Annotated in this window: 12 protein-coding genes; 7 read left to right on the top strand and 5 right to left on the bottom strand. The window is 65.2% G+C overall.

The annotated features are described in order from the left end of the window. Positions 1–28: 28 nt before the first annotated feature. Positions 29–1,072, bottom strand: a complete 1,044-nt coding sequence (locus XH90_RS05330; RefSeq protein ID WP_194479551.1) for a cyclopropane-fatty-acyl-phospholipid synthase family protein — start codon at positions 1,070–1,072, stop codon at positions 29–31. Next, the gene (locus tag XH90_RS05325) at positions 1,069–1,878 is read right to left on the bottom strand and encodes a DUF1295 domain-containing protein (RefSeq protein ID WP_194479550.1); all 810 of its coding nucleotides are present in this window, start codon (positions 1,876–1,878) and stop codon (positions 1,069–1,071) included. Before XH90_RS05325 ends, XH90_RS05330 begins: the two co-directional genes overlap by 4 nt. Before the next feature lie 184 nt (positions 1,879–2,062). On the opposite strand from XH90_RS05325, the gene XH90_RS05320 reads away from it, so the two are divergent. Genes XH90_RS05320 through XH90_RS05305 form a run of 4 tightly spaced genes read left to right on the top strand, consistent with a single transcriptional unit; the run spans position 2,063 to position 4,837 of the window. Further along, positions 2,063–3,085 (top strand): flagellar motor protein MotA, encoded by a 1,023-nt coding sequence (locus XH90_RS05320; RefSeq protein WP_194479549.1) that lies wholly within the window; start codon positions 2,063–2,065, stop codon positions 3,083–3,085. 24 nt (positions 3,086–3,109) lie between these two features. Beyond that, entirely contained in the window at positions 3,110–4,138 is a 1,029-nt protein-coding gene (locus tag XH90_RS05315) for a peptidoglycan -binding protein (RefSeq protein WP_194479548.1), read from the top strand. After that, positions 4,138–4,584 carry a GNAT family N-acetyltransferase gene (locus XH90_RS05310; RefSeq protein ID WP_194479547.1) on the top strand — a complete coding sequence of 149 codons (447 nt, stop codon included), beginning with the start codon at positions 4,138–4,140 and terminating at the stop codon, positions 4,582–4,584. The genes XH90_RS05315 and XH90_RS05310 overlap by 1 nt, the downstream gene beginning before the upstream one ends. Positions 4,585–4,603: 19 nt before the next feature. Beyond that, positions 4,604–4,837, top strand: coding sequence for a hypothetical protein (locus XH90_RS05305; protein ID WP_194479546.1), 234 nt, complete (start codon positions 4,604–4,606; stop codon positions 4,835–4,837). Positions 4,838–4,849: 12 nt separating this feature from the next. On the opposite strand, the gene XH90_RS05300 is transcribed toward XH90_RS05305, so the two are convergent. Further along, positions 4,850–6,676 carry an ABC transporter ATP-binding protein/permease gene (locus tag XH90_RS05300; RefSeq protein WP_194479545.1) on the bottom strand — a complete coding sequence of 609 codons (1,827 nt, stop codon included), beginning with the start codon at positions 6,674–6,676 and terminating at the stop codon, positions 4,850–4,852. 202 nt (positions 6,677–6,878) lie between these two features. On the opposite strand from XH90_RS05300, the gene rpmE reads away from it, so the two are divergent. Next, entirely contained in the window at positions 6,879–7,106 is a 228-nt protein-coding gene (gene rpmE / locus XH90_RS05295; RefSeq protein WP_011084323.1) for a 50S ribosomal protein L31, read from the top strand. A gap of 177 nt (positions 7,107–7,283) precedes the next feature. Here rpmE and XH90_RS05290 read toward each other — a convergent pair whose 3' ends face one another. After that, positions 7,284–7,793, bottom strand: coding sequence for a DUF1465 family protein (locus XH90_RS05290; RefSeq protein WP_194479544.1), 510 nt, complete (start codon positions 7,791–7,793; stop codon positions 7,284–7,286). 456 nt (positions 7,794–8,249) lie between these two features. Then, entirely contained in the window at positions 8,250–8,441 is a 192-nt protein-coding gene (locus XH90_RS05285; RefSeq protein ID WP_194479543.1) for a DUF1192 domain-containing protein, read from the bottom strand. A gap of 127 nt (positions 8,442–8,568) precedes the next feature. Here XH90_RS05285 and XH90_RS05280 point away from each other — a divergent pair, with 127 nt between their 5' ends. Further along, a complete protein-coding gene (locus XH90_RS05280; RefSeq protein ID WP_194479542.1) occupies positions 8,569–9,567 on the top strand; it encodes an NAD(P)H-quinone oxidoreductase in 999 nt (332 codons plus the stop codon). A 169-nt stretch (positions 9,568–9,736) separates the two neighbouring features. Further along, entirely contained in the window at positions 9,737–12,613 is a 2,877-nt protein-coding gene (locus tag XH90_RS05275) for an EAL domain-containing protein (protein ID WP_194479541.1), read from the top strand. The last annotated feature ends 38 nt before the right edge of the window (positions 12,614–12,651 follow it).

Below are 12,651 nucleotides of genomic sequence, written 5' to 3'. Positions count from 1 at the left end.
ACGTGCTGGCGCGTCCCGCGCGCGGATTTCAGTACGACGCGCTCGAACCCGTCGGCTTCATCCGGTAGTGGCTGACACCCCACTCCGTTCCGTCGGCGTGGCCGAACAGACCCGCGGTGGCGAGGAAGAACCAGCGCCAGCGCCGCATCCAGAGATGGGTCTCGTCGCCATAGACGTTGCGCAAGGATGTTTCGACCGCGTCACGATGCGCATCGAAATTGGCGAGCCAGTCGTTGGCCGTGCGCTGATAGTGCGTGCCGCTCCAGCGCCATTCCTTCTCGACCGCGAAGATGTCGGCATATTGCCCGATCAGATGATGGCTCGGCATCACCCCGCCGGTGAAGAAGTGCTGCGCGATCCAGTCCTCGCGATCGGCATGGTCGAACAGGTAGGAGCCGACGCGATGGGTGAAGATGTGCATGAAGAAGCGGCCCTCGGGGGCGAGCCACGAGCGCACGCTCGTCATCAGCTTGCGCCAGTTCATCATGTGCTCGAACATCTCGACCGAGACGATGCGGTCGAACCGGCCTTCCGGGGCGAACACGTTCATGTCCGACGTGACGACGCGCAAGTTCAGCAAGCCGCGCTGCCGCGCGATGTCCTCGACATAGACGCGCTGGCCTTGCGAGTTCGACACGGCGGTCACCTTGGCATGCGGAAACCGCCGCGCGATCCACAGCGACAGCGAGCCCCAGCCGCAGCCGAGCTCGAGGATGGTCTGGCCGTCGGCAAGGCCGGCATGCTCGACGGTCTGGCGCAGCGCTTCCTCCTCCGCCTCCTGCAAGGTCGTCGCATCGGTCTTGTAGAAGCAGGACGAATATTTGCGGTTCGGGCCGAGCACCTGGGCGAAGAAGCTCGACGGCACCTCGTAATGCTGGGTGTTTGCAGCGTCCGCGTGTTCGGCGATCGGCCTCAGCATCATCCGTCCGGCGAAGGCGGCATCGTCGGCCGCGCCGAGCGCCGACAGGCGCGCCGCGGTGCGCGAGCACAGGCGCTGGATGGCGGCGCGGACCACGAGATCCGGCAGCGGCACGCGTTCGGCAGTCCCGATGATCGTGGACACGACGCTCATGCGGCCATTCCCTCTCTCGGTGGCAACGGAAAGAACATGCTGGTTCGGGATTGATAGGCGCGGTAGCGTTCGCCGCGCGACCGCAGCATCTGCGCTTCCAGGGGCGGGATGCCGGTGACATGGACCAGGATCCAGTACATGAAGATCGGCGCGAGCAGGCTGGCCCAGCCCCAGGGATAGAAGGCCGCAAGTCCAATCACGGGATAGGCGAGCCAGCCGAGCCATTCGAAGAAATAATTGGGATGGCGCGACCAGCGCCACAACCCGACGTCGCAGACCTTGCCGTGGTTGGCAGGATCAATCCGGAAGCGGCGCAGTTGCGCGTCCGCCAGCGCCTCGCCCGCGATTCCGATCAGCAGGATCGCGGCACCCAGGACGTCCTGAATACGCAAGGCGGGTTCGGGGACGTGCGCGGCGACGAAAATGGAGAACACCAGGGGCACCGAGCCCAGCGCCTGATTTTGCAGGAAGATGAACATCCGCCGCGGCGCGTTCAGCCCCCACTCCGCGGCAAAGGCGGCATAGCGGGGGTCGTCAGTGATCCCGGCGGTACGGATGGCGATATGGGTGCCCAGCCGGAGTGACCAGACCGCAACGAGGCCGGCAACCAGCCATTGCCTCGCATTGGGCCCCTCGCCCGCGAATGGCCACAGCGCGCTGCCGGCGCCGACAAGGCCGACCGCAAATGTCCAGATCGTATCGACCCAGCCGGAATTGCCGGTGCGCTGCCGCACAACCCAGGCGAACGCCATCAGGACCGCGAGCGAGAACGCGATGGCCGCCAGTCCCCAGAGAAACGTCGTCATGCAAAAAATCCAAGCTAAGCCTGCGGAATGCCGAAGTTTTGCAAAATACGTTGACATCAAAGCCCGGTTTCAGCTTTGGGTTCCGCCCCTCCTTCCCGAAATCCGCACATCCGGCGCTTTTTTTGGGCGGGCGCTGTGCCATAGTGCGGAGGCAATCAAGCTTTCGTAACGGATGATACCGGCCATGCCGCCAGGCGCCTCGCCCCGCTCCGCCATCGACATCGAGTACACGAAACTGTCCTCACCCAGCGTCTTCCTGGTGCGGATGCTGGTCTTTCTGGTGCTGTGCACCCTGGTGGGCGTGGTGCTCTACAAGCAGATCATCCAGGCTTTCTTCGCCAATCCCGGGCTGAACGCCCTGATCGGGGCGGTGCTGTTCATCGGCATCGTGCTGGCCTTCCGCCAGGTGATCCGGCTCTATCCTGAGGTCTCCTGGGTCAACAATTTCCGCATTGCCGATCCCGGCCTCGCGCCGGCCCGGCACCCGAAGCTCTTGGCGCCGATGGCGATGATCCTGGGCGGCGAGCGCACCGGGCGGATGTCGATCACCCAGACCACGATGCGGCACCTGCTCGATTCGATCGCGACGCGCCTCGATGAAGCCCGCGACATCTCCCGCTACATGACCGGCCTGCTGGTCTTCCTCGGCCTGCTCGGCACCTTCTGGGGCCTGATCGAGACGGTCGGCTCGGTCGGCAAGGTGATCGACGGCCTCAAGGTCGGCGGCGATGCCGGCGCGCTGTTCGACACGCTCAAGGAGGGACTTGCCGCCCCGCTCGGCGGCATGGGCATCTCCTTTTCCAGCTCGCTGTTCGGCCTTGCGGGATCGCTGATCCTCGGCTTCCTCGATCTGCAATCGAGCCAGGCGCAGAACCGCTTCTACACCGACCTCGAGGACTGGCTCGCCACCACCGTGCGTGAATACGGCAGCGGCGAGGTCGCGGTCGCCGCGTCCGGTGGCGGCGGCGTTGCCAGCGGCGAGTTGCAGGCGGCCGTCGAGCGGCTGCGCTCCGTGCTCGAGGAAGGCAGCGCCAGCCGCGGCACCACGGCGGCGATGGCAAGCCTGGCGGAGGCGATCCAGGCGCTGGTCTCGCACATGCGGACCGAGCAGCAGATGATCCGCGAATGGGCCGACGGCCAGGGCGAGCAGAACCGCGAGATCCGTCGCCTGCTGGAGCGCATCGCGCGCCAGCCCGAGAAGAGTTGAGCAATCAGCATTTGAGAGGCGAGCATGGCTCTAGCCCGCGGCCGCCGCAGTGAAGGCGCCTTCAACTACTGGCCCGGATTCGTCGACGCGCTGTCGACGCTGGTGCTGTCGATCGTCTTCCTGCTCTCGGTGTTCCTGGTCGTGCAGTTCTTCCTGTCGCAGGAGGTGACCGGCAAGGACAAGGCGCTGGAGCAGCTCAACGCCAAAATCGCCCAGCTCAACGAGCTGCTCTCGCTGGAGAAGCTCGGCAAGCTCTCGCTCGACGACCAGGTCTCGCAGCTCAAGGCCGGACTCGCCTCGGCCGAGAGCGAGCGCGACCGCATGAAGGGCCTCTATGAAGGCCTCGCCAACGCCGGCAACGACGCGCAAGGCAAGACCGCCGAGCTCGGCAAGGCGCTCGACTCCGAAAAGGCCGTCTCGGCGCGGGCGCTGGCGCAGATCGAGGTGCTGAACCAGCAGATCAGCGCGCTGCGCCGGCAATTGGCCGCGCTGGAAGAGGCGCTCGACGCGTCGGAGAAGCGCGACAAGGAATCGCAGAACCGCATCGCCGATCTCGGCTCTCGCCTGAACGTCGCGCTGGCGCAGCGCGTGCAGGAATTGTCGCGCTATCGCTCCGAGTTCTTCGGCCGGCTGCGCGCCATTCTCGGCAACCGCCCCGACATCCGCGTGGTCGGCGACCGCTTCGTGTTCCAGTCCGAAGTGTTCTTCGACACCGGACAGGCAACGCTGCTGCCCGAGGGCCGCTCCGAGCTCGACACGGTCGCCGCCGCTTTGATCGAGCTCGACAAGAAGATCCCGGCCGAGATCGCCTGGGTGCTGCGCGTCGACGGACATACCGACGTGCGGCCCGTCAACGGCCCGAACTTCAAGTCGAACTGGGACCTGTCATCGGCGCGCGCGATCTCGGTGGTACAATATCTGATCTCGCTCGGCGTACCGGCGCAGCGCCTCGTCGCCGCAGGCTTCGCCGAATTCCAGCCGCTCGATCCCGGCAACACCGAGGAGGCCTACAAGCGCAACCGACGTATCGAGCTGAAGCTGACGGAGCGGTAGTGAGCGCGCTCCACCTTCGCCCCTACGCAGCCGCCGACGAAGCGGCGGCGATCGATCTCTGGCATCGCACCTGGCAGCAGGCCTATCCGCAGATCGACTTCGCCGCACGGCTGGACTGGTGGCGCGAGCGCTGGCGAAACGAGCTGGTGCCGAAAGCCGCGATCGTGGTCTCGGAACAAGATGGCGTGTTGACCGGTTTCGTCACCATCGACGGTGACGGCTATCTCGACCAGCTCGTGGTCGACCCCAATCATTGGGGCTCGGACGCGGCAAGGCTGCTGGTCGATGAAGCCAAGCGGCTGTCGCCGTCAGGCGTCACGCTGCTCGTCAACAGGGACAACGCCCGCGCCATTCGCTTCTACGAACGCAACGGCTTTTGCCATGCCGGCGAGGATGTGAACCCGACCTCGGGACGGCCGGTGCTGAAGATGGCGTGGCGGCCGTGACTGCGGATGGAGAGGATCGATGCGGCTGAGCGATCTGGCCAAGGGGGCTTCGGTCTTTCTCGGCGTCATCGTCGCGGGCTATGTGTCGACTGTTTATATCGACCGGCGACTCGCGCCGCCGCCCAGGACAGCAACTGACACGACGGCTTCGCCTGCGCCGACGGGCGATGGGTCGCCCTGTATCGGCGAGGGCGGAAGCTGGAAGAACTGGCCGTGGCCGAACGTGCCGATGGGCTCGCCGAAGTGCAAGTGAGGAACCAGCCCCTCACGCTCCCTCGAACTGCAACCTCGCCAGCCGCGCGTAAAGCCCGTTCGCCGCGACGAGTTCGGCATGCGTGCCCTGCTCGACGATCCTGCCCTGGTCCATCACCAGGATGCGGTCGCAGGACAAGACAGTGGCGAGGCGATGCGCGATCACCAGCGTGGTACGATGGCTCATCAACTCTTCGAGCGCGGTCTGCACCAGCGTCTCGCTTTCGGCGTCGAGCGCGGAGGTCGCCTCATCGAGCAGCAGCAGCGGCGCATCGCGAAGGATGGCGCGTGCGATCGCGATGCGCTGGCGCTGGCCGCCCGATAGCGTCACGCCGCGCTCGCCGAGCGGGGTCTCGAAGCCCTCGGGCAGGCGGCGGATGAACTCGGTGGCGTGCGCGAGCTCGGCCGCGCGCTCGACCTCGGCATCGGTCGCATCGGGCCGGCCGAAGCGGATGTTTTCGCGGGCGCTTGCGGCAAACACGTTGGATTCCTGCGGCACCAGTGCGATGCGCGAGCGGAAGTCACGCGGGTCGGCTGATTTCACCGGCACGTCGTCGAGCGAGATCGCGCCGCTGCGCGGATCGTAGAAGCGCAGCAGCAGATGGAAGATCGTGCTCTTGCCGGCGCCGGACGGGCCGACGATCGCGATCTTCTCGCCGGGCCGCACCGCAAACGAGACGGCATCGAGCACATTGACATCGGGCCGCGCGGGATAGGCAAAGCTGACATGATCGAAGCCGACTTCGCCGCGTCCGGGCACAGGAAGCGCGCGCGGCAATGCGGGTGCTGCGATCTCGGGCTTCACGTGCAAAATCTCGAACAGGCGCTCGGCCGCGCCTGATGCCGCAGACACCTCGCCCCAGACCTCGCTGAGCTGGCCGAGGCCGGCGGCCGCGAACGCCGCATAGAGCACGAACTGGCCGAGCCGGCCCGGCGTGATCGCGCCTGTGAGCACGTCATGCGAGCCGATCCAGAGGATGCCGACCACGCTTGCAAACACGATGAAGATGACGATGGCGGTGAGAACCGCGCGCGCCTGGGTTGATGTGCGCGCGGCCTCATAGGCCTGCTCGACCTCGCCGCCAAAGCGTTTCGCGGCGAGCCCCTCGCTGGTATAGGCCTGCACGGTGCGGATCGCGCCGACCAGTTCGCCGGCATAGGCGGACGCATCGGCCAGCGTGTCCTGCGCATTGCGCGACAAACGCCGCACCCAGCGCCCGAAGGCGACCAGCGGCAGCACGATCAGCGGGATCGCCAGCAGCACGAAGCCTGACAGCCGCGGGCTGGTGATGACCATCATGGCTGCGGCACCAAAGAACATCATGAGATTGCGCAGTGCGATCGACACCGAAGCACCGACCGCGGATTTGATCTGCGTCGTATCGGCGGTGAGCCGCGACACAAGTTCGCCGCTGCGCGCGGAATCGAAGAAGGACGGCGACAGCGAGAGCAGGTGCCCAAACACGTCGCGCCTGAGATCGGCGACGATGCGCTCGCCGATCGTCATCACGAAGTAGTAGCGTGAGGCGCTGGCGAGCGCGAGCACGGCGACAACCGCGATCATCACCGAGAAGTAGCTGTTGATCAGCGCGATCCCTTCCGGCGTCAGGCCGAAATCGATCATCCGGCGTACCGCGACCGGCACCAGCAGCGTGGTCAGTGCGGCAACCGTCAGCGCCACGAAGGCCAGCGCCGCGCGGCCGCGATAGCGGGCGACATAAGGCGCAAGCGCCATCAACGGCCGCAGCTTGGCCCGGCCCTTTGCCGGCTGCTCGATCAACTCGGCCTCGATCGACGGGGCTTCTGCGGGCCCGGTTTCAAGCCGTTCAACTGCGCTCATTGGAATCCGACCAAAAGAGAGACGTTGGCTCCACATAGGCCGGTGCAAGGGTAGTGGCAAATCCGGTAAGTCCCTTAGGGGCCGCCCCGGTTCGCCCGTTCCCACAATGGCTTGTTTTAAGGGACTTCGTGGGGTATAGACCCCGCCAAATCCGTCATTCGATAGTCACTCGAGCCGGGCGCCGGGCGCCCCAGGAATTGCCATGAAAGCCGAAATTCATCCGGATTATCATACGATTAAAGTCGTCATGACCGACGGAACCGAGTACCTGACCCGCTCCACCTGGGGCAAGGAAGGCGACACGCTGAACCTCGACATCGACCCGAAGTCGCATCCGGCCTGGACCGGCGGCAACGCCCAGATCATGGACCGCGGCGGCCGCGTCTCGCGCTTCCAGAAGAAGTTTTCGGGCTTCCTCAAAAAGGATTGATCCAGGCCGAAAAGGCTGGAGACGAAAAACGCCCCCGGAGCTCCGGGGGCGTTTTTGTTTTCTGACTGTCGTTCCGGGGCGGTGCACAGCATCGAACCCGGAACTCCGAGATTCTCAGGCGCGCAACTGCGCACCATAGGTCGCCTTTCGCGCGCCGCGGAATGACGGCAAATTACGTTACCGCTCGAACGCGGCCTTCAGCGCGTTGAGCTGCGGCACCAGTGGGTTGCCGATGGCGACGTGGTCGGCCGGCGGGGTGTGGATCGAGGTGTCGAGACGACGCACGCGGGTCTGGAGACTCATCGAGCGATGGATCAGGTCCTGCAGTTGCGAGGGCAGCTTCTCGACGGTATCGGCCGGGCCGGGATCGGCGGCGGTGAGCTTGACCTTGGTCTTCTCGCGATTGGCCTGGACCAGCGTCATCTCGCCTTCCTTCACCGCGCGGTGCAGCAGCAGCCACGAGGCGAGCTGCATCAGGCGCGTGGTGAGGCGCATGCTCTCGGTCGCGTAGGTGAGGCTGACGGCGCGGTCGAGCGCCTTGGCCTCGGTGCGGCCGGCGCCGTCGAGATAGGCGGCGGTCTCTTCGACGAGATCCATGCCTTCACGGAACAGCGCGCCGAACGCCGCAGAATTGGTGAACCGCTCGCTGAGTTGAACGAGAGCGCCTTCGGCCTGCAAACGTTCCATGGTTAACGCCCCTTACGCAACTATTTACCCGTCCGGCTTTGGCGCCGGCTTTATGATGAACAAATCATTGCGCGGGCAAACCGCGGAGTCCAGCGACAACAGCGGATATGGTTTCCGCGGGTCATTCGCAGGAATTCAACCGGGGCTAGATACGAAAAACGCAAAAAAGAGCCGCCGGAGACCGGCGGCTTTGAAAGTTGATAACAGGGAGGCGTCAAACAGAGTGGACAGGAGCCACTCGGTGTCCAAACGAGGACAGTTCCAGTCATAAACTCGAAAGCTTAATGGTGCGTAAACGAACGAATTCTTTGAGGGTTCGTTAGCCATGTCGGTCAATGGCCGAGTGGGATGCGGTCGCGTGCTCTCCCCGCCGTCACTCCGGGCTCGGCGCTAACGCGCCGCCCCGGAATGACGATGGAGCGAGTTCGGCGCGACGCGCGCCAGGACACTCAAATCCTACGACTTGAAGAAACTGTCCGCCGCATCGCGCGAGTCGCGCTTCCGGGTGGCGGCTTCTTCCAGGCGCACGATCTCGGTCTTCAGCAGAGCGACGCGCTCGGTCAGCTCCTCCACGGACAATAGTGAGAGATCCTGTCCGATCTCGTGGGTGACCTTCCTGCGCGGACGGTCGTCGTCTTCCATCGGCATCGTCGTTCCTCCTGCGTCCGCGGACCGGACCACACGGCCTGATACATGGCTAGGCGGTTGCCAGCCTGATCCGCGCTGGCTAATCAAAGGCCTCGTTCCCTCTCGCACCTTTGCTCAAGGACACATCATGGACAAGCTGCCCGCGCAAATGACCGTGGTCGCCATCTCCAAGCCCGGCGGACCGGAGGTGCTGGTCCCGGAACAGCGGGCCGTTCCGCAGCCCGGGCCTGATGAAATCCTGGTCAAGGTGCAGGCCGCCGGCGTCAACCGGCCCGACGTGGCGCAGCGGTCCGGCGCCTATCCGCCGCCGCCCGGTGCCAGCGACCTGCCGGGTCTCGAGATCTCAGGCGAAGTGGTCGCGGTGGGGAGCAACGCCAAGCGGCACAAGATCGGCGACAAGGTCATGTCGCTCGTCGCCGGCGGCGGCTACGCGCAGTATTGCATCGCGCAGGACGCCCAGGCGATGAGCGTGCCGCCGGCGCTGTCGATGAAGGAAGCCGGCGCGCTGCCGGAAACCCTGATGACGGTCTGGCACAATGTGTTCGAGCGCGGCGGCCTGAAGGCCGGCGAGACGCTGCTGATCCATGGCGGCTCCTCCGGCATCGGCACCATGGCGATCCAGCTCGCGAAAGCGTTCGGCGCAAGAGTGTTCGTCACCGTCGGCTCGCAGGACAAGATCGACGCCTGCCTCAAGCTTGGTGCCGACCGCGCCATCAACTACAAGACCGAAGACTTCGTCGCCGTGGTCAAGGAAGAGACCGACAAGGTCGGCGTCAATCTGATCCTCGACATGGTTGCAGGCGAATATGTCGATCGCAACTACGATGCCGCCGCCGTCGACGGCCGCATCGTGCAGATCGCGACCCTCAACGGCCCCAAGGTCAGCGTCAACATCGCCAAGGTGATGGTGAAGCGGTTGACCCATACCGGCTCGACCTTGCGTCCCCGTAGTAATGCGGACAAGGCGGCGATGGTGGCTGCGATTGAAGCGAAAGTGATGCCGCTTTTGCGCGAAGGCCGGGTCAAACCGCTGATGGACAGCGCTTTCCCGCTGGAAAACGCCGCCGACGCACACCGGCGCATGGAGACGTCAGCACATATTGGCAAAATTGTGTTGGAGGTCTAGGCCGCTGGCTCACAGAACCGGGCGGAAACCCTTTGATTTTCCTCGCTTTCGTGGCATCTATCGCGAAACGCCGAACCACTTCCGTCCGGTCTGAAATCGCCTCTACGTGCTAGCCTTTCCACGTGCCAGCCTTGCACTCAAAGTTTGCGTCGAACGCGGAGAACTGACCTTGCGTCTGATCAGGTGCCTCGCGCCCATCGCGCTGGGCCTCATGATTCTTGTCGCCGCGTATCCCGCGCGCGCGCTCGACGCCGTCAGCGTCCGCAGTGACGCGCCTGCGATCGACCTTACCGGCGTGCTCGAGCATCAGCGCAGCGAAGCCGACCGCATCCAGGTCTCCACCGCCCCCGGCACCGACGGTATCGTCCGCCGCATCGAGGTGCGCGCCCGTGAAGGCGGCCAGAACTGGGTGGTGTTCGCGCTCGCCAACAACACCGACGACCAGCTCGACCGCCTGATCGTCGCCCCGCACTACCGTATCGTGTCGTCGGGGCTGCTGTGGCCCGACCTCGGCCTGTCGCGCATCGCGACCATCACGCCGTCGATCGGCGACCGGCCGGAGCGCCAGGAGAGCGCGACCGCAGACGTGTTCCGCATCACGCTCGATCCCGGCGCCGTCGTCACCTTCGTCGCAGAACTGCGCACCGACAAGCTGCCGCAGCTCTATCTGTGGGAGCCGGAAGCCTACAAGGACAAGGTCAACTCGTTCACGCTGTACCAGGGCATCGTGATCGGCATATCGGGGCTTCTCGCCCTCGTGCTCACGATTCTGTTCGTCGTGAAGGGCAGCATCATGTTCCCGGCGGCGGCCGCGCTGGCATGGGCGGTGCTGGTCTATATCGGCGTCGATTTCGGCTTCTGGGGCAAGGTGCTCGACATGTCGAACAACGCCGAGCGCATCTGGCGCGCGGCGGGTGAAGCGATATTGGCGGCAACGCTACTGGTGTTCCTGTTCGCCTATCTCAATCTCAGTCGATGGCATGTGCGCTACTCCCACATCACGGTGGGCTGGCTCGCCTTCCTCGGCTCGCTGGTGGCGCTCGCTCTGTTCGATCCTGCCGTCGCCTCCGGCATCGCACGCATCTCGCTGGTGCTGATCGCCTTCGCCGGCTTCGCGCTGATCGTCTATCTCTCCACCCACGGCTTCGACCGCGCGGTGCTGCTGATCCCGACCTGGTTCCTCCTGGTGGTCTGGGTGGTCGCGGCCGGCATGACGGTGGCCGGCTCCGTCACCAACGACATCGTCGGCCCCGCCCTGCTCGGCGGCCTCGTACTGATCGTGATGCTGATCGGCTTCACGGTCATGCAGCACGCCTTCGCCGGCGGCGGCGCCACCACCGGCGTCGTCTCCGACATCGAGCGGCGCGCGCTGGCGCTCGCCGGTTCCGGCGATCTGATTTGGGACTGGGACGTCTCCGCCGACAAGGTTTTTACGAGCCCCGAGACGGAAGCCCTGCTTGGGCTGAAGCGCGGCACGCTCGAAGGGCCGGCGGCCTCCTGGCTCGAGGTGCTGCATCCGCTCGACCAGGACCGTTTCCGCGCCGCGCTCGACAGCGTGCTCGACCAGCGCCGCGGCCGCTTGGTGCAGGATTTCCGCCTGCGTACGCCCGATGGTCACTTCATGTGGTTCGCGCTGAAGGCGCGGCCGGTGGTCGGCTCCGACGGCGAGGTCTCGCGCGTGGTCGGCACGCTCACCGATGTCACCGAACTGCGCAACGCCGAGGAGCGCTTGCTGCACGATTCCGTGCATGACAACCTCACCGGCCTGCCCAACCGCAAGCTGTTCATGGACCGGCTGGGTGCCGTTGCACATTTCGCAAAATCGATGCCCACGCTGCGGCCGACGCTGATGGTGATCGACCTCGATCGCTTCAAGCAGGTCAACGATTCCGTCGGCATCGCGGTCGGCGACTCAATCCTGCTGACACTGGCCCGCCGCCTCACCCGCATCCTGAAGCCGCAGGACACGCTGGCCCGGCTCGCCGGCGACCAGTTCGGCCTGATCCTCTTGTCGGAGCAGGACCCGGCGCGGATCACCAATTTCGCCGAGACGATTCGCAAGACCATCCGCGCCCCGATCGCCTTCAACGACCGCGAGATCTTCCTGACAGCCTCGATCGGCATGGCGCTGTCCGATCCGCAGACCCAGCTGACGGACGAGATCATCAAGGACGCCGAGCTTGCGATGTATCACTCCAAGCGCATCGGCGGCGACCGCATCGACGTCTACAAGCCGGCGATGCGCGCGCGGAAGACGGATCGCCTGACGCTCGAGAGCGAGCTTCGCCGCGCCATCGAGCGGCAGGAGCTCACCATCCTGTACCAGCCGATCGTGCGGCTGGAGGATCGCTCGGTCGCGGGCTTCGAGGCGCTGGTGCGCTGGGATCATCCGAAGCTCGGGCGCATGGCGCCGTCGGAATTCATCACCATCGCGGAAGAGACCGGCCTGATCGTCGACCTCGGCATGTTCGTGCTCGACCAGACCGCAAAGCAGCTCTCGATCTGGCAGCGTGCGATGCGCTCGCGCGAGCCGATCTTCGCATCCGTCAACGTCTCCTCGCGGCAGTTGCTGCGCCATGATTTGATCCACGACATCCGCACCGTGCTGTCGCGCTCTTCGGTAGCGCGCGGCACGCTGAAGCTGGAGCTGACGGAATCGCTGGTGATGGAGAATCCGGAACACGCGGCGCAAATGCTGACGCGCATCCGCGAACTCGGAACTGGACTCTCGCTCGACGATTTCGGCACCGGTCATTCCTCACTCGCCTACCTGCAGCGCTTTCCGTTCGACACCATCAAGATCGACCAGTCCTTCGTCCGCACCACCAATCGCGGCACGCGCCCGGTGATCCTGAAGTCGATCATCGCGCTCGCGCATGACCTCGGCATGGACGTGGTGGCGGAAGGCGCCGAGACGGATTCCGACGCGGTCGAGCTCTATCAATTGGGCTGCGAATACGCGCAGGGCTTTGCCTTCGGCGAACCGATGGACGCGGATGCCGCGATGCGCCTGCTGACGGAAGTGCGGCTGGAAGCGGCGAGCTGACCTTTCTTTCCCTCTCCCCTTGTGGGCCTGTTGCGTAA

Origin of the sequence: Bradyrhizobium sp. CCBAU 53338 (assembly GCF_015291665.1) — a bacterium.
In the GTDB taxonomy this organism is placed as follows: Bacteria; Pseudomonadota; Alphaproteobacteria; order Rhizobiales; family Xanthobacteraceae; genus Bradyrhizobium.
This window is presented reverse-complemented; position numbering and strand designations above follow the sequence as displayed.